The following is a 25,287-nucleotide window of genomic DNA, read 5'->3' on the forward strand; positions in this document are numbered from 1 at the left end:
AAATACCTAAATATACTTATCAGCATCTATGCTAAGCTCTGATTAGTATCTAATAAATTTGAAATTGATAAATCTAAAGCAATCTGAATTTGATCATTTAGAACTGCATCAATATCATCTTGAGTAGTAAGCGGATTAGCAATGACAGCACGCAATGCAGTCACTGAAATTCCTTTTTCTAAACAAGTGATTGTTTTTGTTGTCCTTGAAATGAAAGTACGACCAGCTTGACGTTGAGTTTTTTGCAAATTTTCATTAAATAGATTAATTTGTTGATTATCAGTTTCTGTCAATTCATTTTTCGCTGCAAGTTCTCTTAAAGGCTCCGGGATATAGCGATAAAGAAGTAAATTTATATCCGGTTGAGATAATAACTCAAATTCGGGCATAGAACTGATACGAGCAGCCATATATTGGGTTTTTTCAATTCCTGCATCAATCAAAAATTCATAACCTTTCAGCCCGATTAAATTTAGTCCAGCATGTAAAAATAATGCCATTCCCGGACGAGAACCTTCTAAAGCGCGTTTACCTAAATCGAATGAATTTTTACGCATAGTGTAGCTAGCATTTTTTTCAATTGCTGAAGCTAGCTTTGGCTCACGCATAAATACCATACCAATACCCATAGGTAAATACAGCTGTTTATGTCCATCAATTGTGACTGAATCAGCGCGTTCAATACCAATAAGTTTTTGTCGATGCTGTTCGGAAAATATGAGTGGACCACCCCAAGCAGCATCTACATGAAAATGAACATTTGCAGCTTGAGCAATATCTGCTATATCTGAAAGTGAATCTATGTTACCAGAATCTGTAGTCCCGGCAATTCCTGCGATCGCAATAATATGTAAATTTTTCGCCTGACAATCTGCAACAGCTTGACGTAATGCCGATAAGTCTACTTGATTATTAATATTAGTAGGAACTTTAATTAAACCATGCGTACCTATACCTAATAAATCTGCTGCTTTTTCAAAAGAATAATGCATCAATTCAGAGCCAATTACCACTGCTCCTTGATAACCATAGTAATCTAAAGCTGCTGCTAAACCTGCTTTTTCTACACCTGGAAAATTATTTTTTGCACCCAAAGATTTATTTCGAGCGCACCATAACGCAATGATGTTTGCTGCGGTTCCTCCAGAAACTAGTATCCCTAGAGTACTTTGGCTATTTTGAACATGCTCGCTATAAAATTCATCAGAAAAATTATAAATCAACCTATGCATCATTGCTAAAGCCTGACGTTCATATGGACTAAAAGCTTTAGCTGTTTCTATTTTGACAACATTTTGATTCATTGCTGTCATTAGTTTTGCAAGAGGTCGCACAAAACAGGGGAGCGCCGAGGTCATATGACCAATGAATCGCGGTGAAGATGTATGTATTGAATGATTAACAAGATTATTTGCTAAATATTCTAGGTATTTATCAAAATTAGCAGGATTAATAGGAACTTGGCTATCAGAAAAAGTTTCTATTAATACATTAAAATCAATCTCAGAATTAGTGTTAATGGCATTTACGAAATCATCAACTAACGCATCAGTTTTCACAGCCATATTAGCTTCTATAGAGACCAAGCTGTTCGATTGTGTAAATAATTGTATGACTTCATTTGCAACTGCATAGCGTGGTGTTAGTTCGTTTTCTAACAATAAATTCTGCTGATTTTTTTCTTGTCTTTGCTGACTCAATGCCATTTTGTACTCCACAAAGTATTTCTCTTTTGATTTTCTACTTTTTACTTTCTCTTCGCTGATTCTGTCTGGCTTCTTTGCGACGCTTCATGGAAGCAGATCTCGCTGGAGTTCGGTAAGAGTCTTTTTGCAAAGTAGCTTGTTCATCGCTACTTAAAAACTCAGCAAGCGAATTAATAGTTGGTCTTTCATAAATGCTGATTATCGGAATATGAATATTTAATTCTTTTTGTAACTGAGAGATCACTTCAACACCAATGAGAGAACTACCTCCCAAATCAAAAAAGTTATCATAAACACCAATCTTTTCAATTCCTAAAACCTTCTGCCAAGTTGCCGCAACTATTTGTTCTACATTATTGCGAACTGGAACATATTCACTTTGTAAGTTTGCTCTGGAATGAAGTGATAAAATATCTCTATTTTTTTGTAAAAATTCTCGTTTAATCCATTGGTCAATTCTGGGTTGTAATTCTCCCGCAGAAACAACAATTTGAGGAGTTTTATTTAGACATAACACACGCCTCAAAACATCTATACCTTCCTTCCATGTCATGCGTAATTTTTCTAAAGCGATTCCTACAGTCAGATCCTGTGTGTCGTTTTCTTGAGATTGCCAAGTATCCCAATTCACGCTTATACAAGGAAACGCATTTATCTGATTTTGTTTGTGAGCATAGGCATCCATAAAAATATTAGCAGCAGAATAGGAAGTTAATCCTAAACCACCTAAAACAGATGATGATGAGGATGTGAATAAACAAAAATCTAATTTTTGCGAGAGCAAAACTTTTTCTAAAACAAATAGTCCATATACTTTCGGATGAAATTGCGATTGACTTTGAGTTTTAGAACTTTCTTCGATAGTGTAATATGCATCATCGTTAATTCCTGCTGCGTGAATTATCCCATTAATTTCACCAAAGCGTTCTTCAGCTAATTTTATAGCTTTTTGCATTTGTTGTTCATTAGCTACATCAGCGCTAATCGTTAGAACTTCTGCACCTAATTCCTCAAGCTGATTCAGTTTTTTAAGCTTCTGACTGACTTCATTAGATTCATCATGCTTACTAAGCCATTCAGACCATTGATATTTTTCGGGGATGCTTTTTCTGCTAATTAAAATTAACTTAGCTTGCACTGTTTTTGCTAAGTATTCTGACATTGCTAAACCAAGGCGACCAAGCCCACCAGTGATTAGGTAAACACCCTGTTTTCTCAGTTTATTTTTGCTGATAATGCTTTCATTTAAGTTTACAGATTCATATGTTTTTATCCAGCGATGATTACCACGATAAGCAATTAAATTATCATCTGTTAATGTTGTAAACTCTGTTAGCAGTGAGTCTATCAGTAGTGGTGATAGTTTAGTTTTAGAGTCTGGAATTACAATATCAAAACAACAACAATTTATATTGAGATATTCTTGTGGAATGACATTGCATGATCCCAAAATAGTTGCTTTTTCAGGACATAAATTCTCGCTACCAGTGACATCATTTATATTACTAGTAACAACCATCAAATTTATTGGATCAATAATATTCTGTTTTGCTAAGGCTTGTGCCAAAAACAGCAGACTATAGAAACCGAGATTTTGACAATCTTCAAAAAATTGATATTGTGTTTGTGTGTCCAGTTCTTGATTGGGTAAAATATCGTTAGGAGTAACGCTCCAAAAATGTGCGATCGCTTGGGGAATCCAATTCTGTTCTTGTAGTGATTTAAATAAGGTATCATAGTCATCCCTTAGTTCAGGATTGATGGCATATGTACACTCATCAAATTTAGTAAATTTATCTCCAACTTCCACAAAAATCACATCTTGATTTTGTTGTGTAAGTCGTTCAGCAATTTCTGTTCCTACTCCATAGTTATCAATAAAAATTAACCAGCACAACTTTTGTTGTAGTAGTTTTTCCTGTTGAAAAAATGCAAGTGGTGTTGATTCTTTCCAACGAGGAACATAAAACCAATCAGCAATATCTGGTTTCTTATCTGAAGTTCTTGGAGACATCATTGCTAATGTCGCATTTCGATTTACCTCAAGCCAATACTTTTTTCGTTCAAAAGGATAAGTAGGTAATGGTATACGATGACGTTTTTCATTTAGATAAAAACCCGACCAATCAATTTGAATTCCTACTAGCCAAAGCCTACCCAAGGTATTAAGTAAATATTCTATATCTGATTGTTTTTCTTGCGGATGTCGTATCGAATTTAATGCGATAATATCTGTTTGATGTTGTTTAGCTAAACTACTGAGCGTCCGTCCCGGTCCAATTTCCAAAAATATTGGCTCTGGTTGTTTGAGCAACTCAGCAATTCCTAAATTAAATTGTACTGGTTGCCTTAAATGTCTTGCCCAATATTTAGGGTTTGTTGCTTCATTTGCAGTAATCCAAGTTCCACTGACATTGGAAATAAATGGTATTTTAGGGGGATTAAGTTTGACTTTTTCTAGTGACTGAGTAAAAGTCTCAATCATGGGTGACATCATCTGAGAATGAAAGGCATGAGATGTATGTAAACGTCTACAATTAACATCAATTTTTTGTAGTTTTTGTTGCAATTTATCTATTGCTTCTTCTGAACCCGAAACTACACAGGAAGAAGAGGAATTAATCGCTGCCAAAGAGATTTCTTTTTCTAAAATTTGTTGGATTTTTTGTTCTGGAAGCTGAACGGAAAGCATAGCACCACTAGGTAACTCCTGCATAAGTTTTCCCCGTGTTGCAATTATTGCTAAAGCATCTTCTAAACTGAAAACTCCCGCTATAGTTGCAGCTACATATTCCCCGATACTGTGACCAATCATCACTTCAGGTAGTACACCCCACGCCATCCATAACTTAGCTAAAGCGTATTCAATTACAAATAGCGCGGGTTGAGTAATTGCTGTTCGTTGCAACTTTTGTGTTGCTTTTAAAACTTCTTCTTCGCTGGGATAAAGAATTGTACGTAAGTCTATTTGCAAGTGAGGTTTTAGGAGTTCGCAGCAGTGATCAACTTGCTCTTGAAATATCGTTTCATTTTCGTACAATTCTCGACCCATATTTACATATTGCGAACCTTGTCCAGAAAACATAAACACAATCGAACGATTGCAAGGTTCTTGGTAATAAGTAAAAGTTCTTTGAGGATCTTGCAATGCATTAATTGCATCTTCTTGGTTTTGACAAACTACCATTCGCCGATGGTTGAAAGTCCAGCGACCCACTTGCAAGGTATGAGCCACATCAGCGAGATTTAAATCTGGATACTTTTGCAGATGATTAATAAAATTTTCTGTAGCAGTTTCTAGTGCTGTATTTGTCTTAGCTGAAAGTAATAATAATTGGCAATTGCGAGAATTATTAAAGGATTTAATTATCGGAGCTTCTTCTAAAATTACATGGGCATTTGTGCCGCCGAAACCAAAGGAACTAACACCCGCACGGCGAGGAATACCGTTAGTCTTCCATTCAGTTAATTGATTGTTGACATGAAAAGGACTATTGGCAAAATCAATTTGGGGTGATGGTTCTTCAAAGTTTAAACTGGGGGGAATTTGTTTATATTTTAGGGCTAAAATAGTTTTAATTAAACCCGCAACACCAGCAGTTGAATCTAAGTGGCCAATGTTAGTTTTGACAGAACCTATCCGACAAAATCCCTTTTGTTGAGTTTTAGTCCGAAAAGCTTGTGTTAAAGCAGCAATTTCAACGGGATCACCTAAGGAAGTTCCGGTTCCATGCGCTTCAATGTAGCTAATAGTATCAGGTTCGACCTCAGCCATCACCTGAGCAGCTCTAATTACTTTTGCTTGACCATTGACGCTGGGTGCGGTGTAGCTAACTTTATCTGAACCGTCATTATTAATCGCAGAACCTTTGATCACTGCATGGATGCAATCTCCATCTGCGATCGCTTCTTCTAAGCGTTTCAGAACTACAAGACCCAAACCTCTTCCTTTTACAGTTCCGGACGCCTTTGCATCAAAAGCACGACAGTGTCCATCAGGAGATTCAATTCCTCCCTCTTTATATAAATATCCAACTGCTGTGGATATTGAAACTCCTCCTGCTAAAGCAATATCACACTCACCACTGAGCAAACTTTGACAAGCTAAATGTACAGCAACCAATGAACTTGAGCAAGTAGTTTGAACCGCATAACTTGGTCCTTGCAAATTTAATTTATAAGAAACAAGTGTAGTAACATAATCTGGAGAAGTTGCCTTTTCGATCTGCTTATCACCGACAGAAGCTATCAGTTCATAATTAGAATAGATATTAAGTAGATAACTACCAAAACTCGTACCAGCGTAGACTCCAATAGGTTTTTTATATATCTGTGAACTATAACCAGCATCCTCAAGCGCTTTCCATGAATGTTCCAAGAAAAAACGGAGTGAAGGGTCCATAATTTCAGCTTCTCTGGGGCTGATATCAAAAAATAAAGCATCAAACAAGTCTATATCTTCGACTAGACCTTCTGCTTTCACATAATTTGGATCATTCAGTAAAGCAGCATCTACACCTAAATTTTTTAATTCTTGATCACTAAATCTATGTATTGACTCTACTCCATCTCGGAGATTTTGCCAAAATTGATCAATATTTGGAGCTTCTGGGAAACAGCCGCTCATACCAATTATAGCTATTTCCAGACCAGTTTTATGATTAAAATATTCTGCATTTTCCATAATTAATTGTATTGATATGTATTAAAAATTCTGTTGTTTATTTTGTAAAAAGCGTTGTTTTAATCTTGCTTTACCAGCCTCTAATTTTTCATTCAATTCATCACTCTGATTCTCAAAATCATCGTTTTCTTCTTGCTTTAAAAACCGGGCTATAGAACTAATCGTTGGATATTTAAATAAGTCAGTTATTGCTAAATCAGGTTTAAACATTTGCCGCAGTTTGCTGTAAACCTGAAGCACATTGAGTGAATGACCACCAAGATCAAAAAAGTTATCTTGAATACCGACTTTTTCTACCTTAAGTATTTTTTGCCAAATATCAGCTATTGTGTGTTCTATTTCATTTCGCGGTAACACGTAAGCTGTTTCTAGTATTGGCCGGAGATTATCTGGCTTAGGTAAAGCTTTACGATCTACCTTACCGCTTGGTGCTAGGGGTAAACTTTCTAGCATCACAAAACTAGAAGGTAACATATGGTCAGGTAATTTTTCTTTTAAAAAATTACGTAATTCACTAATACTAGGAACTGGTTCTGTTTTTGCAACCACATAAGCAACTAGTTGCAAGTTACCTGGTTGTTCTTGATGAACTATGACTATATTTTCACGTACATTTTGGTGTTGACTTAAAAATGTTTCAATTTCCCCCAGTTCAACTCGGAACCCTCGAATCTTCACTTGATGATCAATACGTCCTAAGAATTCTATATTTCCATTACTGAGCCACCTTCCTAAATCTCCTGTTTTATAAATTAAATCTCTACGATTTTCTGGTAACTTCTTCCTAGCATCTGGAAAGGGATTAGGAACAAAACTTAAATTAGTTTTTTCTTGATTTTTCCAATACCCTTCACCAACACCGATTCCCGATACACAAATTTCTCCAGGAACACCGATGGGTAATAGCTGCATTTGCTCATCGAGAATGTAGAGATTTAAATTTGCTAATGGTTTACCAATTGGTATTGTTCGCTGATTTTCATCAAAAGGCTTATTAACAATAAACTGAGTAATATCATCCGCTGCTTCGGTGGGACCATAGGCGTTAACAATTTTGATTTCAGGATATATTTGGAGCCACTTATTTACCCAACTTACAGATACTGGTTCCCCCACAACCATCATCCATTTCAAATCAGGTAATTCTCTGTCCTGAGTTCCTAGCCCCGAAGTATATTCAAGTAAGCCCCCAAATAATGCTGGTACTAATTCAACAACTGTAATTTTTTCTGATTTAAGTGATTTAAATAGTTTATCAGGAATCGCAACAGTTTCAATATCTACTATAACTGTCTTACCACCTATTAAAAGTGGTGCTAAAAATTGCCATACAGAAATATCTGTCGAGGAAGGGGCACTTTGCAGAAAACAAAATTCCTCAGTTAATTCTAATTCATCAAATTGAGCATAGATATGATTAATTGCGCCATCATGTCTAACTATTGCTCCCTTGGGTAGCCCTGTGGAACCTGAAGTATAGAGCATGTAAGCTGGATCAACGGCACGATTAATAGGTTCTATATTCTCATTAGGTAATTGTTCAAAATCTAATTTATTATATATATTTAAGCTTTTTCGATTAGCAAGCAATATATTTTCGGTACTTACATTATCTAAACAAATAATAGATGATAATTGTGAACAATCTCCTACTAAGCCTGATAGATTGTCTAAGAGCAGAGAATCTGTGAGTAAAAATCTCACTTCGCTATTAGATAACATATATTGAATTCGATTTGGTGGGTAAGTACTATCAATGGGTACATAGGCTCCACCGGCTTTGTATATAGCAAGGATCGCAATCAGGAAATTAATATCACGATCCTTGAAAATACCGACAAATTCCCCTTTAGTAACTCTTAATTTACGCAATAATCCAGCTAATTGGTTGGCTTTTTGATTTAGTTCTCGATAGGTTAACTTACTTTCTTGATGAATAACAGCTATATTATTTGGAGTTTGAGATACTTGATTTTCAAATAATTGATTTATTGTCTGATGAACTGGATATTCTTGAATATTATTATTAAACTCTTTTAACAATTGATTTTGTTCAAAATATTTCAAAAAGAGAATATCTAATATTTTGACATTAACATTATTAATAATATTCTCAATAATATTGATATAAGATCGGCTCATCAATTTGATATTGTCGTCTTGAAATAGATGCTGCTTATACTCTATATTGGCGCTAATAATTTCATCATCAACTGAAAAAGAAATTGTGATATCATTTTTTAAAAATTTTAAACTATTTTTAGAATGAATATTTTCTAGTAAAATGACTATATCAAAAATGGGACAGCGATTAGGAGATATTGGTATGTCTAGCAAGTTAATTAATTCATCAAAATTATAATTTTGATGAGTGTAAGCAGCGATAGTTGCATCTTTCACTTCTAAGAGAAAATCTTTAAATAGAAGCTGAGAGTTGACCTGATTCCGCAAAGGAATAACCTGATTATTTATGTTATCAATACCAATTTGGTCATATACTGGTATTCCGACAATAACATCATTATTTCTAGTATACTTTTGTAGCAATATATTCAATGCAGATAAAATTATCAAATAGATAGAAAAGTAAGAACCATTAGCTAGATTGATAATTTTTTGAGATAAATCATTTGATAAATCAAAGCGAAAAGATTTATTTTGATGACTGGGGAATAAAGGTCTTATATAATCCAGCATCAAATTTGTTTCTGGTAATTCTCCGGATAGTTTATTTATCCAATAAATTTTTTGAGAGAATAAGTCGTTAGAGTGTATATCCACAGCCATATTTTTAATTTGTAATCGGTTATTTGGTAAGTTAGCTAGTCTGTCAAGCTAGTTTGAAATGGAATCATTCAAAGCTTGTTTGATGATTAAACAACCTTTTTGCAAGGTAGGCATATCAATGATTAAAGGTGGTAAAAGTTTAATAACGGTATCATTTCTACCTGCTCGTTCAACAATTAATCCTAGTTCAAAACAACGTGATGTGATAGTTTTAGCTAAACTGCTACCGCCACAATCTTTTACATCTATTCCCCAAATCATTCCAATACCACGTATTAATATATTTTCACTAATTGATGCTATTTCTTGAGTTAGAAAATTTTTGATAAATAGCTCTTTGGCTTTAACATCCTGTTCAAAATCACAACTTTCTCTATATTCTAAAGCTGCTGTCGCGCCTACAAATGCTAGTTGATTACCTCTAAAAGTGCCATTATGTTCGCCCGGTTCCCATATATCTAAATCTGGTTTAATTAATAATAAAGACATGGGAAAGCCGTAGCCACTAATTGATTTAGAAAGGACTACAATATCAGGAACAATATCTGCTCTTTCAAAAGAAAAGAAAGAGCCTGTTCGACCACAGCCAACTTGAATATCATCGCATATTAATAAAATATCATGTTTATCACATAAATTTCTTAACTTTTGCATCCATTCAATCGGAGCGACAACAACTCCACCTTCTGCTTGGACGGTTTCAAATATAATTGCTGCTGGTTTTTCAACTCCAGAATTAACATCATTTAAAACCGATTCTATATATTTTATCGTGTCAAAACTTTCCATGAATCCATAAGGATAAGGCATGAATGTTACATTACTTGATGTCCCAATTGCGCCTGCTCGAATTCCAGTATTACCACTTATTGATAGGCTGCCCAAAGTCATTCCATGATATGCTCCCATAAAAGAGAATATACCGGATCTTTGTTTGACTTTTCTAGCTAATTTTAAAGCCGCCTCCACTGCGTTTGTTCCAGTAGAACCGCAAAATTGAATGCGATAATCTAGCTTTTTAGAACTGAGTACTACCTCATCAAACTTGGCTAAGAATTTTTCTTTAGCCGAAGTATACATATCCAAACCATGTGCAATACCATCAGCATCTAAGTATGACATAACCTTTTGTTTTATATAGTCATGATTATGTCCATAATTTAAAGCCCCTGCTCCTGCAAAAAAATCAATGTATTCTTTACCTGAGTCAGAATAAATCATCGAGCCTTTAGCTCTATGAAATATATCTGGAAAACTACGACAATAACTTCTGACATTGGATTCACACTTTTCAAATATATTCATAAGACTTTTGTGTTGCAATGATAAACTGATTATGTATAGTGCATCGTTTTTTAATATTACTAAGAAACATAGTTCAGATAAGATTTATAGAATTTAAAAATAATTTGAGGAGGAACTTTAAATAATAATCCCATTGTTAATAATAAGTTATAGTATAAATTTTGAACTGGCATTCCTTTAGTTATTGCACCTAAAGCTGTCAGTGAACTTTTTTGAGTATGCCAATCAATATTAAAAGATATAGAAGGGTCTAAACTTCTAACATGATGCAGCGTTCCCGGAGGCATGTATAGAATATCCCCAGGATTGACAATAAACCTAATTGGTCTAGCATTTTTATAATCAGGATATTTATTGAAATCTGGATTTTCTGGATTCACTAGAAACCATCGCCAGCCTTGGCGATAACAATATTTAGCATCTTCTGGTAGTAATATAGTAAATTGTTTACGTCCGACAATTTGAAAAAATATGTTATTAGTCAGAAGACAATCAAAATGTAATGGTGTAACGCTATGAGAAGAACCTAAGAAAAACTGACAGTAACGCCACCACTTGTACCAATACCATTTTGGTAAATAATCGAAAGGAAATGGTTGAACATCTTCTATTAAAGAGGGTATTAAGCTAAATAAAGGTAAGTCATGACAATATGGCGGTAGAGGATTCTTTTGAGGATCTTTTTGATAAGTCTCTATTAATTCTATATAACTTGCCATTGTCAAACGACATATCTCAATTTCCTTATTACTAAATTTCTTGGCGTAAATGTTTAGTGTGGGAGATAATTCTTTTAAATAACTTAATGACCATTTATCAGAGCCACGCCAATTAGAAATTAATCCAGAGATTATAACTGGTTTGCCTAGTTCAACATAATTTTTATGAAATTCATCACTTGATAGTTTATATTTTCTGTCTATTTCTGATGAAACGATCATACTTTATTCCCTTAAAATACTGAAGCGAGTTGCCAATTAAATGATGCTTCTTTTTCTAAAGTTGTTGATATTTGCTGTTGATGTGGTGTTGAAAATGATAAGTTCTTGATTTGAATATTAGGATTAGCGATTATTGCTTGTAGCAGAATTTGAAAATCACTTAAAATTCCGGTAATTGTAGTAATATCAAATCTAGAATAATCATAAGAAATTGCTACTATAATTTCTGATCCTGGATAAATAACTAAATTCAAAGGGTAGTTATTTCTGTAATAAATTCCAGTTGCTTCAAATGCTATATTACCTGTCCAATTTTCTGCAAATTCACTGACTGGAAAGTTTTCAACCACGACAATGGTTTCAAACAATAGTAAGTTTCGTGGTACTTCACTCCAACCTTGAATTTGTGTTAGTGGAGTGTATTCATGCTGACGCGTTTCTACTAATTGAACCTGAAAATCTTGTAACCATGACAACAAATGTTGCTCTGGATTTATTTTGACGTTGATTGGTAAAGTATTTATAAATACACCAACTATTGATTCTACTTCCGCTAAATCTACTGGCCTTCCTGTAACAGTACACCCATAAATTACATTATGGCGACAAGTATAACGACTCAGGAGAATAGACCAAATTCCATTAACTAATGTGGCAAGAGTAAAATGGTTTTGTGTAGCAAAAGATAGTAGTAATTTTGTAATTTCTTTTGAGAGTTTAATTCTCTCTTCATCGTATCTTTCTTTCTGCTTAGATGCTTGGTTTTGGTTATTTTCTAGATAAGTTAGAGGAGTTGGTACTTTTATTCCTTGTAGTTCTTGTCGCCAAAAGGTTTCAGTCTTACCTATATTTTGTTGCTGTAACCAGTCGATATAATTTCTAAAAGGACGAGCTGGCGGTAATTTTATTTCTTTGGATTCACAAAGTGCAGTGTAAATTTTTAAACATTCCTCTAATATTATCGGACCAGACCATCCATCAATGATTATATGGTGATTACTCCAAATAAATTCATAGCGATCGCCAGTAAAACGAATCAAAGTTAAACGCATTAAACATGGTTGCGAAAAATCAAAACATAATTGGCGATCGCTCTCTAGAAATGATTTTAATCGCTCTTGTTGTTCTGCTGGTTCAACACCACGCCAATCATATTGGTTCAGGTTAATTTTTACTCGTTTATAAACAACTTGTAAGGGGTTATCAATGTCTTCCCAATAAAATCCTGTACGTAATATTGTATGTCTATCTACTACTTTTTGCCATGCTTGTTCAAAAGCCTCTATATTTGGATGACCATGTAAAGTTAAGGTATGGTGAAAGAAGTATAATGCTGATTCAGTCGCATACAAACAGTGAAATAGCATACCCTTTTGGACGGGTGTAAGTTCATATATGTCTTCGATATTTTCTGTTTTCATTGTGCTTATTTACCACCTAATTGGTTAATTTTTGCTAGAAAATTATCTAAGTCTTGTTGGTTCAAGTTAGCTCTAGGAAAGTCGGAAGGTGTATATTTTTCTGCTGACAAATACTGACAATGAGCAATAATACTTCGTATAGCTTCAATAAAACTTAAAGCTAAAATTTCAATTGTTTCTCGCCGGTGAACTGCTGTGTTATAAATCCAATTAAGTTGCAGTTGTTCTTGAACAATAATTCCGTTTATTTCCAGTAAGTAAAATTTATTTTTATTTGTACTTTGACTGATTTTTAGAAACTGATCAGTGAAATTAAATAAAGATGAATGTGATATTACAGGGTCAAAATTACCTAAATAACTAAAACTAACTTGAGGCTGAGGGAAAGATTTTAACTTTGAACTTATTTCTGGATTATTGCTGATATAGCGAAGTGTATCATACCCAATACCTTTATTTGGAATATTACGTAAATACTCTTTGACTACGATTAACGCATTTCCTGGATCACAAGCTTCTGTGATATCTAAAATTACTGGAAAGCAAGTTGTAAATAAACCAACTGTACGAGATAAAGATATATATTTGGAATTTTTGAATACTATATTTCGACCATTATCTTCAACATCTATCCATAGTTGCTGCTCTCCCGTCCACTTTGCAAAAGCTTGGATTAAAGCTGTTAGTAGAACATCGTTTATTTCGGTATTATAAGCTTTGTTAACGTCTTTAATTAAGGCTTGAGTTGCTGTCTTATCTAGAGAGATTGATACTATGTCACTATTCGTTACTATATTTTCATTTGCAGAATAGTCAACAGGTAGACTATGGAAAGGTATTTGGGATTTTGCTAACCAGTAGTCCTGCTCCTTCACCATTTCGGAAGTTTGAGCATACTCTTGAATAGACTGTGTCCACTGCTGGAAAGAAGTGGTTTGATCAGATAATTTTATTCCTTCAGCTTGACTGAGTTGTTGGTAGACTGTTTGCAAATCTTCTAACAAAATCTGCCAGGAAACAGCATCTAATAAAAGATGATGGATGGTAATTAGTAGATAGTTGTTTTGCGGCGATCGCAATTCAATAAAAGCAACATTTACCAGTGAACCTTCACTAAGGTTGGACTTACTTTGTATTCCTGCAATTGTAGATTTCAAAGCATGTTGTTGCTCATTTTCTGAAAGTGCAGACAAATTCACATGCTCATATACCATTATATCATTAGTATGAACTTCTATTTGCTGCCATTTGGATTCTTTTTGAAGAAAACGCAGACGAAAAACATCATGATGTTCAATTACATATTTTATAGCCTCTTGTAATATTTTTGAATTGCATTTTTGTTGTATTTCCAGTAGTAAAGATTGGTTCAGGGAATTTATATTTGACTTGTTTTGAGTCAATAATCGATGCTGAACAGGTGTAAGGTAAACTTCTCCAGTTTTGGAACTATTTTCATTTGTTTCAATTACACCTGTGGCTGTCACTAATTCAGCAATAGTTTGGTGCATAAACATTTGCTGAGAAGTTAATTTTATGCCTAATGTGTTAGCCTTGGCAACAATTTGAATTGCAAGGATTGAATCTCCTGCTAATTCAAAGAAATTGTCATGAATACCAATTTTTTCAATACCTAGAAATTGTTGCCAAATGTCAGCTAGAGCCTGTTCAACTTCGTTACTAGGCGCAACATAAGCATTTGCTAAATTTGGACGTGGATGGCTGGATTTTGAAATATTTGTTTTTGATGTCTGTGATATTAATGCTAATTCTTGTTCGAGATAATTAAAAGAATTATTATGCTCAATTACTGCTTGAAAGTCTTGCGTTGACACAATAACATGAGGTAAGCTACTTAGCAAAATGCGATTAAAAGCTTCGGCACCTTCTTCAGATAATATTCCTTTTTTGAGTTCCTGTTCACGTTGGAGCTTTAATTGTTCAGGTAGCTCTGTTTCAACTGCCATTCCTACCTCTTGCCAAGAGCCCCAATTTATTGCCACTGTAAATTGGTCAGATTTAGAAGTACAATAATCTGCATAAACATCCAAAAATGCATTAGCGGCACAATAATCTACCTGTCCAAATTCACTTAAAATAGAACTTTGAGATGAACAAAGTACTAAAAAATCTAAATTAATATTTTTTGAATTTAAAATTTCTTTTAGTACTAATGTTCCTTGGATTTTTGGTGTAAATACACTATTTACTATATCCTCTGTTTTCAGTTGAATGATACCACCGCCAGCAATCCCTGCTGCATGGATAATACCATTGATTTGACCAAATTTTTCTAAAGCTTCAGTAACAACTAGCTGCATTTCTTCGTAGCTGGCGACATCGGCACTTTTAACCTCAACTTCTGATCCTAACTCTGTAAATTCAAGTATTTTGTTGATTTTGCGACTAACAGGATCTTTACTATCATGTTCTTCTAACCATTGTTGCCAGTGCGATCGCTCAGGTAATCCCTTTCTACCAATTAAAATTAACTTAGCTTGTACTGTCTTTACTAAATGTTCTGCTAGCACCAAACCTATACCACCAAGTCCACCAGTAATTAAGTAAATTCCTCCTTTTTTTAAATTAGTTTTACCTAAAATATTTTTATCTAAACGGATAGATTCAAAGCTTTGAATCCAGCGATGATGTCCACGATAAGCAACTATATTTTCAGTTTGCTGTGTTGTCAGTTCTCTAATTAGATAGTCTATCAATTTCTCTGTTGGTGTAATATTCGTACTAGGGATTACTACATCAATCAGACAAGAATTAACATTTGGATATTCCTTGGGAATTATTTTACAAGGTCCCAATATAGTTGCTTTCTCTGGACATAACTTTTCATCACCGATAACATTATGCACATTATTAGTGACAACTCTCAGTTTCAGAAAATCACTGATATTTTGCTTTCCAAATGCCTGTATTAAATACAATAAACTCCAAAAACCGAGATTTTGGCAATTTTCAAAACTTTGTGCTAATCCATTACAAAGTAAAATATCATTTGGTGTAATGCTCCAAAAATGAGCAATAGCATTTGGTATTAAACTTTGTTTGTAGAGTTCTTGCAGCAAAGTATCGTAGTCATTTTTTTGCTGGGGGTTAATAGTATATGTATATTTGTTCAGTTGAGTAAATTTCTCTGCAACTCTAACTGTAACAATATCTTGACTCTGCTGTGCTAGTCGTTTTGCAACTGCATCTCCTACACCATAATCATCTACAAAAACTAACCAACGACTGTTTTTTTCAGTTACGAATTCTCTTTGTTGGAAAAACTCAAGAGGTGTAGATTGTTTCCAGATTGGGATATAAAACCAATCAGAAATATTTGGTTTTTTACCTAATGAGTTTTGAGATTTCGTTGATAAAGAAGTTTCAGAATTAGCCTCAATCCAATAACGCTGACGCTCAAAAGGATAGGTAGGTAAACTCACATGTCTGCGTTTCTCATGAGCATAAAAGCCTGTCCAGTTAATTTGCAACCCTGTGAGCCAAAGCCGAGAAAGAGTATTGAGCAAAAATGCCACATCAGAAACTTGTTCCTGGGGATGTCGCAGCGAAGTTAGCACCACAGTCTGTGAAAGCAACTGTCGTTTGGCTAGGGTAGTTAATGTTCGTCCTGGGCCAACTTCCAAAAGTATTTGCTCCGACTGTTGTAGCAGTTCGGCGATTCCCTCTTTAAACAATACGGGTTGGCGTAGATGTCTAGCCCAGTAATCAGGGTCAGTCGCCTGATCTGCTGTCATCCAAGTTCCGGTAACGTTAGAAATAAAAGGTATTTGAGGTGGTTTTAGGTTAATTTTTCTAACATGCCGTACAAATGGCTCTAAAATCGACTCCATCATCTGGGAATGAAAAGCATGAGATGTATGCAGTCGCCGACAATCCACGCCTTGCTCAATCAAACGATTTTGTAATGCTTCTATCGCATTGGTAGCACCAGAAACCACACAAAGCGACGGAGCATTGCTTGCTGCTAAAGAAAGTTCTGAACCCAACATTGGTTGGATTTCTTGAGCAGAAATAGAAACAGAAAGCATCGATCCAGATTCAATTTGTTGCATTAGTCGTCCACGAATTACGACTAAATTCAACGCTTCTTCTAAAGAAAAAACACCCGAAATACAAGCAGCTACATATTCGCCAATGCTGTGACCAATCATTGCTTGTGGATGCACACCCCACGCCATCCAAAGTTTAGCCAGAGCATATTCAATCACAAATAATGCAGGTTGCGTTAAGAAAGTTTGTTGAAGTTCTGTTTGTGTAGTGTCTAAATTTGAGGGATAAATTATATCTTTGAGGTCTAACTTTAAATGTGGTTTTAGTAATTTACAGCAATCGTCAATTTGTTGCCGAAAAATCAGTTCTGTTTCATATAATTCCCGCCCCATATTTACATACTGCGCTCCCTGTCCGGGAAACATAAATATGATTTGATGGTTACGAATTTCGGAAAAATTACTCAAAACTCCTTGTTGTTCTGGCTCTGCAAGTGTTGTTATAGCATCTTCAGTATTTCGACATAGCAACACTCGACGATAGTTAAAATTTCGCCGACCAACTTGCAAAGTATAAGCAATATCAGCCAGGTTAATATCAGAATGCTGTGCTAAATAATTCGCAAGATTATTTGTAGCAGATTCCAAAGCCGTTGGAGTTTTTGCAGAAATAAATAATAACTGCCAAGAGCGAGATTGTAGAGACGCACCATGTGATGTCTCTACAACGATCGCTTCTTCTAAAATTACATGGGCATTAGTACCGCCAATACCAAAAGAGCTAACTCCTGCACGTCTAGGATGTTTGTCTGTTTTCCATTCAGAGAGTTTATTATTAACATAAAATGGGCTGTTGGCAAAATCAATCTGAGGATTTGGCTGCTCAAAATGTAGACTGGGAGGAATTTGTTTATGTTTTAGAGCTAAGACTGTTTTAATTAAACCTGCAATACCAGCAGCTGCATCTAAATGCCCAATATTTGTTTTTAGAGAACCAATTGCACAGAAGTTTTTCTTTTTTGTACTTCTTTGAAATGCCTGTGTCAACGCAGCAATTTCAATCGGATCTCCTAAAGAAGTTCCGGTTCCGTGAGCTTCAAGATAAGTTATTGTTTCTGCGTCTACCTCTGCAACAACTTGAGCAGTTTTAATAACTTTCGCTTGACTTTCGATGCGGGGAGCTGTGTAGCTAACTTTGTTTGATCCGTCATTATTAATAGCAGAACCTTTAATTACAGCATGGATAACATCTCTATCATGTAAGGTATCTTCTAATCTTTTCAAAACAATAATTCCGACACCTTCTCCAGTCACAGTTCCCTGTGCTTTAGCATCAAAAGCACGACAATGTCCATCAGGAGAATTAATACCTCCTTCGTTATAAATATAGCCAGATTTTCTGAAGGCGCTAATAGAAACACCACCAACTAAAGCCATATCACATTCACCATTTAGCAAACTTTGGCAAGCTAAATGTACGGCTACTAATGAAGTTGAGCAAGCTGTTTGAACTGTATAGCTAGGTCCTGTTAAATTAAGTTTGTAAGAAGTACGTGTAGCTAGGTAATCTTTATCTCCAGCAATTGTTATCTGACGTTTGTCTGTAGAGTTTCTAATATTTTGATTTAAATAAATATTTAGTAAATAACCGCTTAAGCTAGAACCAGCAAAAACACCTATAGAACCATTGTATGTTTCAGAGTTATACCCTGCATTTTCCAAAGCTTCCCAAGCACATTCTAAAAAAACCCGGTGTTGGGGATCAGTCATTTCTGCATCTCTAGGATTAAAACCAAAAAAAGCAGCATCAAACAATTCTGCATCTTCTATAACAGCATTGGCTTTAACATAATTGGGTTGACTGATAAGTTCTGGATCTATTCCTGATGCCAATAATTCTTCATCACTAAAAAAAGATATTGATTCTATACCATTTTGTAAATTATGCCAAAATTCATCAATATTTTTCGCTCCTGGAAATCTTCCTGCTAACCCAATAATTGCTATTTCTGAGCCGTTGGTAAAATATGGTTCATTTGGAATATTCATTATTGATTAATCCTTAATTATTTTCAACTGATTTCATTTTTTGGAGACGTTTCTTCTGTTGCACTTTACCAGCTGAAATTTTCTCTGTTGGAATATCGGTTTCCTGTAAAGAAGCTGTTTGATTTTGAGATTGACTTAAATACTCTGCCAAATCATAAATCGTAGGATATCTAAATAAATCAAGAGTCGATAATTCCAATTTTAATATTTTCTGCAATTGGCTGTGAACTGTAACTAAAAGTAATGAATGACCACCAATTTCAAAGAAATTATCATGAATACCTATCTTTTCCAGATTCAAAGCTTTTTGCCAAACTGAAGCTATTGTTTTTTCTAACTGAGTTTGTGGTACTAGATAAGCAACTTCTAATTCTGGACGCAGAGCATTTGGTGTCGGCAATGCTCGACGATCTACTTTGCCATTAGATGTTAAAGGTAACGCTTCTAATATCATAAATGCTGTTGGTAGCATATAGTCAAGCAATTTATTTTGTAAGAAGCGCCTTAGTTCAGTAATTGTTAGTGTTTTGTGTGGATAGAGAGTTATGTAAGCTATTAAATTTTGATTTCCGGGTTGCTCTTCTCGAACAATAACTACACTTGCAGATACTGATGGATGTTGATTGATAACCGCTTCTATTTCTCCTAATTCAACACGGAAACCTCGGATTTTGATTTGATTGTCAATTCTACCGATATACTCAATATCTCCACTTGGTAGAAAGCGAACTAAATCGCCTGTTTTGTAAAGGCGATCGCCCTCTTGTTTACTAAAAGGATTGGGAATAAATTTAACGGCTGTTAATTCTGGTTTGTTTAAATAACCTCTAGCTAATCCAATTCCACCAATGTGCAATTCACCTGCTACACCTGTTGGTACTGGTTGTAAATATTGGTCTAGAATGTATAATTGGGTATTAGCAATTGGTTTACCAATAGGTATAGAACCCGAATCATGCTTTCCAATTGGAACTTGATAAATACAGCAGCCTACCACTGTTTCTGTTGGACCATATTCGTTTACTAATATTGTATCTGGAGCTACATCTTGCCAGAAGGTAATACTTTCAGATAATAAATTTTCTCCACCAATAATAAACGCTCTGGTTTTATTTGCGATCTCTTCTTTAGATAACTGCTGTTTCAACAAATCTAAGTGAGCGGGGGTGATTTTCACTAAACTTAAATTTGAGCTTTTCTTTAAAGCTTGAGAAAGGGTTTCAATACCTTGCTCTTCTGATAGTAATTCTGCTGTGCGACCAACTAATAAAGGTGAGAAAAGACTAGTGATTGTTAAATCAAAACCCAAAGGAGAGTGAACTAAAGTTCCGACTCCTTGTTCTACTGCATATCTTTGGGTACACCAACTTAGGTAGTTAACTAATCCTTGATGAGGAATTAATGTTCCTTTGGGTTTACCAGTGGAACCAGAAGTGTAAATAACGTAGGCTAAATTTAAGGCGGTTGTTGTAGTAATTAAATTCTCATTTTTTTGTTGATTGATAATTTCCCAATCATCATCTATACAAATAACTTGAATTTGATTTGTAGAAAAATCTGTCATTAAATGCTGTTGCGTCACCAGCACAGACATTTGAGAGTCATCTAGTATAAAGCTTTTTCTTTCTAAGGGGTAGTTAGGTTCAATCGGTACATAAGCACCACCCGCTTTTAAGATACCTAAAAGTGCAATTAACATTAAAGGTGTACGTTCAACACAAATTCCTACCAATACTTCTGGTTTGACGCCTAATTTTTGTAGGTAGTGAGCTAGCTGGTTTGCACGGGTATTTAATTCTTGGTAGGTTAATTGCTGATTTTGATAAATCGCAGCAATGTTATCTGGAGTGCGATCGCACTGTTCTTCAAACCAATGATGGATGCATTTGTGCTGTAGCTCTTCTGTTTTAGTATTATTAAATGCAATTAATAATTTTTCTCGCTCTTCTTCACTGAATATATCCAACCGTGCGATCGCTAAGGAAGGGTTATTAATAACGCTTGTTAACAAACTTTCCCACTGACTTGCCAAACGTTGAATATCTTCTTTACAGAAAAGTTTAGCATCATAGTGAAATTCTACTTTAATTAGATCATTTTGTGTATGGATACAAGAAAGTTTGATTTTAAATCTATCAGAGCAGACATAATGCTGATAAATTTTAAATACTACTTTATTATCATCATAATTATCAACTAGTTTTTCAAAATCAAAACAGAATGGTAAAAATAATTCTTCCTCTTCATTTGCATTTGTTTTTTTCAATAAATTCCAATTAAAGCTGTCTTGCCATTCCAGCATCTCATCTGTTAACTTATTAACCTCCATTAAAGTTTCAGTAAATGTATGATTTGCCTGCATTTGGTAGACAAACGGTAAATATTTAGCGAATAAACCTAGTGCTGTTTTTAATTCTTCATAGTTGCGACCATCACAGCCTAAACCTAAAATTAAATTTGATTGTCCAATCAGACGCCAAAGTAAGATTTGCCAGCAAGTAAGAAAAAATTTATCTATCGAAATTTGATATTGTTGGACAATTTCTTCAATCTTAGTTAGTAAATCTCTGCAAATTACTAATTTAACAACTTTAGGGTCAAATTCTGATTCCTGAAAGAAAGAATCCTCAAAAGGAAGCTTTAATTTATCCAGTACCGAAAAATCTATTTGTTGCCAGTAACTTGTTCTAATTGTAGTCTCTTCTGCCTCAAGTAATTCATTTTGCCACGTAGCGACATCAGCATATTGTAGTGGTTCTTCATCTAGTTCTATATTTTGCAAACAGACACTATAATACTGACTAATTTCATCAACCAGATTATTTAGTGTTTTAAAATCAGCACAAAGTGATGGTAAATTTACAAATAAAATGTATTTTTTTGAAGAAATATTTATCAATTCATATTTTACTTCTTGCCCGATAGACTGTTCCTTAAATTTGTCAAATAAATTTTCTACCTCTTCCATTTGAGAATATTTATTTCTTAAACTATCCTCATTTAAATATATATCTCTCTTAGTATTTATCACCTGTATAGGTATCTTTAAACCAGGTGGGCGATAAAAAGTTGTGCGAAGAATTTCATTTCTAGCAATAACTTGGTCTAAAGCTTTTTGTAATACCTCAATTTTTACATCTCCTTCTATAACAATTGCACATTGAGTCCGATAAAAATTACCACCTTGCTGTACTAACCAAAGATGTTTTTGTTGAGGAGATAGTGGAAAACCCTGCATTTTTTCTTGCATTATTGTTATTAACAGAAAAATTATTAAGTAAATTTACATCAAAAAAGATTGCAGATGACTAATAATTAATTACCAACCACTAGTTAGCTTTATCTGTGGCGACTCAATTAAAACTGATCAATTCCCCCATCGCCACAAAAAGCTTACGTTCTCCCACATAAGGATTACGCCCATGAGCAGTTAAAACATTATCCAATAATAATATGTCTCCTCGTTCCCAAGGGAAAGAAATTTCTAATTTCTGATATAGTTCACATATTTCTAACATTGTAGAGTCTTCAATGGGAGTACCATCTCCGTAATAACAATTTCGCGGTAAATCTTCTATTTTAAAAGTTGATAATAGTGATTCGCGAGTTTGTTTTTTTAAACAAGCTAAATGCCAATGCTGTGCTTGATTAAACCACGAATTTTCACCAGTTTTAGGATGTTGAATTACAGATGGACGAATAGAAATAGTTCTCAATCCACCATCTTTTTTCCATTCAAAATCAATTAGATTTCTTTGACAAATGTTTTCTACATCTGCTCTATTTTGAGTTTGAAAAACCGTTTGCCAATCAAGCCCTAAACCATTTCCATAATTACGAACATACATAACTTGCTTTTCAATAAATTCCTCTCTAATTTTGGATTCTAGAAGTTGAAATACCTTACGACTATCAACGATTGGAGTTTCTCCTCCTTGCTGTGCAGGTTGACGACACCCGAACAAAATTTTTCTGGGCCATTGATGATTAAAAGAATTCTCATTATGCCATAATAACTTACTATCAGCAGGGTAAAAAACTGGAGTATAAACTTTACCACTTACCGTTTCGCGGGGATGTTCACCATTTTCATTAAATAGTTCTGAGCAAACTGCTAGACAAAATCTTTCAAATGCAGCTGCTGTACTAATATTAAATCCTTTAAAAAGGATAGCACCATGTTTCATTAAATTTGTATCTATAAATTCTCGATTTGCCTCCGCCCAATCTACTATATCAACATCTAATATAGATGGTTTGATAACTAATGGTAGAGTTTGCTCATCTCCAAAGTTATCTATTTTGATGATTTCAGTTTGTAAATTGATAGATTTTCTAGCAATTTTAGGGATTATTTTTACTTGTTTCATTTTTATCTTCGACTTCGCTTATAATTTCAATTGTTCTTCGCTTAATCAAGCTTAACTTCTGCTGATATTTCTCTTTGCGCTTTTCTTCTTGCTTCAATTGATATTCTCTATCTAATTTAATAAGTATTTCATTTAACTCATTTAATCTGATAGCAGGATTCACCACGATTTGAGATAAAATCGTTTCAAAGTTATTTAATAATCGCGCTATGCTGTTAGCATCAAATAAGCCTTTGTTATATTTTAATAGCCCAACTATTCCTTGCTCAGTATCTGTTAGTTCCAGAAGAAGATCAAATCTTGCTACTGTATGTTCTAAATCATTTAAACGAATCAAATTTAAGTCTGAAATTGCTAAATCATATGTCGGAGCATTTTGTAGAATAAACTTGACTTGAAATAGAGGAGTTTGGTTTAAATCTCTTTTAGGATTCAGAGTGCTAACTAGTTTCTCGAATGGTAAATCTTGGTGAGCATAGGCTTCTAAACAAACTTGGCGTACTTGTTGCAAAAAATCACTAAAAGTAGGATTATCGAATAAATTGCTACGCAATACCAATTGATTCACAAAAAATCCAATTAAATTTTCTATTTCAATTTTGTTACGGTTAGCAATATCAGTACCAACAACAATATCTTTATCACCTGTATACCAATATAGCAAAACCTTAAACGCTGCGAGTAGCGTCATAAATAATGTGGTTTCTAGACTATCACCTAGCTTTTTAATCGCCTGAGACAGTGTCGGAGAAAGTCTCAGAATTTGCCTTTCTTCTTCAGAAGTTTTCACGTTTGAAGATTGATGAATTTTAGGTAATCGTAAAACTGGTAAATTATCACCTAACTGTTTTTCCCAATATGTAAGTAAGGTATCGAGTACCTCACCCTGCAACCAATTTTGTTGCCAATTAGCAAAGTCTACATACTGAATATTTACCTCTGAAAGTGGTGAAGACTTACCACTAGAAAAAGCTTCATAAAGTACTGATAATTCTTTAATCAACACCCCTTCTGACCAAGCATCAAAGATAATATGATGCATCGTTACCAACAAAATGTATTCCCTAGTTTTTAATCGTATAAGAGTTAGCCGTAACAAGGGAAGTTGTGTTAAATCAAATGGTTGTTGGTAATTTGCTAGTCTTAACTTTTGTATTTCAGCTTCACGTTCAGTATCAGGTAAATGTTGTAAATCTACTATTGATAAAGGTATCTCTAAAGCAGGAGTGATGATTTGAACAGGTTGTCCATTGACATTTTGGAAACATGTTCGTAAAATTTCGTGTCTTCGTACTATCTCATTAATGCTTTGCTCCAAAGCTTTGACATTGAGTAAACCTTTTAACAGTACTGCACTAGAACCATTGTAAGTATATGATTTTGGATTTAATTGGTGCAGAAACCATAATCTTTGTTGTGCAAAAGATAGAGGTAATGCTATCTCTCGTGAAACTCGTTCAATCGGTGGAACTAATTTAGCAGCTTTATTTTTCTCACCAATACTTTTGGCTAATTTTGCTATTGTCGGTAATTCAAAAAGATGGCGTAGTGGTAACTCAATATCAAATATTTTCTGAATGCGGGATATAACTTGGGTTGCTAAAAGTGAGTGTCCACCCAATTGAAAAAAATTGTCGTTGATTCCTATATTTTTTAAACCAAGTACTTGCATCCAGATAATTGCTAACTGTTTTTCAACAATGGTCTGAGGTGCAACATAGGTTTCTTCAACTTCTGGACGTACTGTATCAGGTGTAGGTAGCGCCTTACGATCAACCTTACCATTAGGCGTGAGTGGAAGTGAGTCTAAAATGACAAAATTTGTTGGTATCATGTAGCTTGGCAATTTTGATTCTAAGAAGCTACGCAGTTGAGTAATAATTAATATTTGTTCAACTTCAGGAACAATATAAGCAATCAAACGTTGATCTTCACAGGAATGATTGCGAGCTACAACTACATTTTCTCGCACCCCAGAATATTGACTGATAACCGCTTCAATTTCCCCCAATTC

General features: G+C 34.5%; 10 protein-coding genes. All 10 read right to left on the reverse strand.

The features are described from left to right. Positions 1–26: 26 nt before the first annotated feature. A complete protein-coding gene (panP, locus tag B4U84_RS26575; RefSeq protein WP_131121182.1) occupies positions 27–1,706 on the reverse strand; it encodes a pyridoxal-dependent aspartate 1-decarboxylase PanP in 1,680 nt (559 codons plus the stop codon). A 34-nt stretch (positions 1,707–1,740) separates the two neighbouring features. Next, the gene (locus B4U84_RS26580) at positions 1,741–6,390 is read right to left on the reverse strand and encodes a type I polyketide synthase (protein ID WP_131121183.1); all 4,650 of its coding nucleotides are present in this window, start codon (positions 6,388–6,390) and stop codon (positions 1,741–1,743) included. Positions 6,391–6,411: 21 nt separating this feature from the next. Then, positions 6,412–9,177 carry a non-ribosomal peptide synthetase gene (locus tag B4U84_RS26585; RefSeq protein ID WP_131121184.1) on the reverse strand — a complete coding sequence of 922 codons (2,766 nt, stop codon included), beginning with the start codon at positions 9,175–9,177 and terminating at the stop codon, positions 6,412–6,414. Between the two features lie 48 nt (positions 9,178–9,225). Next, positions 9,226–10,482 carry a diaminobutyrate--2-oxoglutarate transaminase gene (ectB, locus tag B4U84_RS26590; protein WP_026081708.1) on the reverse strand — a complete coding sequence of 419 codons (1,257 nt, stop codon included), beginning with the start codon at positions 10,480–10,482 and terminating at the stop codon, positions 9,226–9,228. Between the two features lie 59 nt (positions 10,483–10,541). After that, positions 10,542–11,423, reverse strand: a complete 882-nt coding sequence (locus B4U84_RS26595; RefSeq protein ID WP_131121185.1) for a cupin-like domain-containing protein — start codon at positions 11,421–11,423, stop codon at positions 10,542–10,544. 11 nt (positions 11,424–11,434) lie between these two features. Continuing rightward, positions 11,435–12,844: a condensation domain-containing protein gene (locus B4U84_RS26600; RefSeq protein WP_131121186.1), complete on the reverse strand. Its 1,410-nt coding sequence runs from the start codon at positions 12,842–12,844 to the stop codon at positions 11,435–11,437. A 5-nt stretch (positions 12,845–12,849) separates the two neighbouring features. Further along, on the reverse strand, positions 12,850–18,903 hold the full coding sequence (locus B4U84_RS26605) for a type I polyketide synthase (protein WP_131121187.1): 6,054 nt from the start codon (positions 18,901–18,903) through the stop codon (positions 12,850–12,852). Positions 18,904–18,916: 13 nt separating this feature from the next. Continuing rightward, entirely contained in the window at positions 18,917–22,141 is a 3,225-nt protein-coding gene (locus B4U84_RS26610; RefSeq protein WP_242677719.1) for a non-ribosomal peptide synthetase, read from the reverse strand. 115 nt (positions 22,142–22,256) lie between these two features. Continuing rightward, positions 22,257–23,273: a TauD/TfdA family dioxygenase gene (locus B4U84_RS26615; RefSeq protein ID WP_131121189.1), complete on the reverse strand. Its 1,017-nt coding sequence runs from the start codon at positions 23,271–23,273 to the stop codon at positions 22,257–22,259. Further along, a partial coding sequence (locus tag B4U84_RS26620; RefSeq protein ID WP_242677720.1) for a condensation domain-containing protein occupies positions 23,248–25,287 on the reverse strand: 2,040 nt, incomplete at its 5' end. The genes B4U84_RS26615 and B4U84_RS26620, both read right to left, overlap by 26 nt.

Source organism: Westiellopsis prolifica IICB1 (assembly GCF_004323185.1).
Classification (GTDB): domain Bacteria; phylum Cyanobacteriota; class Cyanobacteriia; order Cyanobacteriales; family Nostocaceae; genus Pelatocladus; species Pelatocladus prolificus_A.

Excerpts from the sequence above, each read along its gene's own strand:
- B4U84_RS26615 (WP_131121189.1), bottom strand. The coding sequence starts at position 23,273 with ATGAAACAAGTAAAAATAATCCCTAAAATTGCTAGAAAATCTATCAAT.
- B4U84_RS26605 (WP_131121187.1), bottom strand. The coding sequence starts at position 18,903 with ATGAATATTCCAAATGAACCATATTTTACCAACGGCTCAGAAATAGCA.
- B4U84_RS26610 (WP_242677719.1), bottom strand. The coding sequence starts at position 22,141 with ATGCAGGGTTTTCCACTATCTCCTCAACAAAAACATCTTTGGTTAGTA.
- B4U84_RS26595 (WP_131121185.1), bottom strand. The coding sequence starts at position 11,423 with ATGATCGTTTCATCAGAAATAGACAGAAAATATAAACTATCAAGTGAT.
- B4U84_RS26580 (WP_131121183.1), bottom strand. The coding sequence starts at position 6,390 with ATGGAAAATGCAGAATATTTTAATCATAAAACTGGTCTGGAAATAGCT.
- panP (WP_131121182.1), bottom strand. The coding sequence starts at position 1,706 with ATGGCATTGAGTCAGCAAAGACAAGAAAAAAATCAGCAGAATTTATTG.
- ectB (WP_026081708.1), bottom strand. The coding sequence starts at position 10,482 with ATGAATATATTTGAAAAGTGTGAATCCAATGTCAGAAGTTATTGTCGT.
- B4U84_RS26600 (WP_131121186.1), bottom strand. The coding sequence starts at position 12,844 with ATGAAAACAGAAAATATCGAAGACATATATGAACTTACACCCGTCCAA.
- B4U84_RS26585 (WP_131121184.1), bottom strand. The coding sequence starts at position 9,177 with ATGGCTGTGGATATACACTCTAACGACTTATTCTCTCAAAAAATTTAT.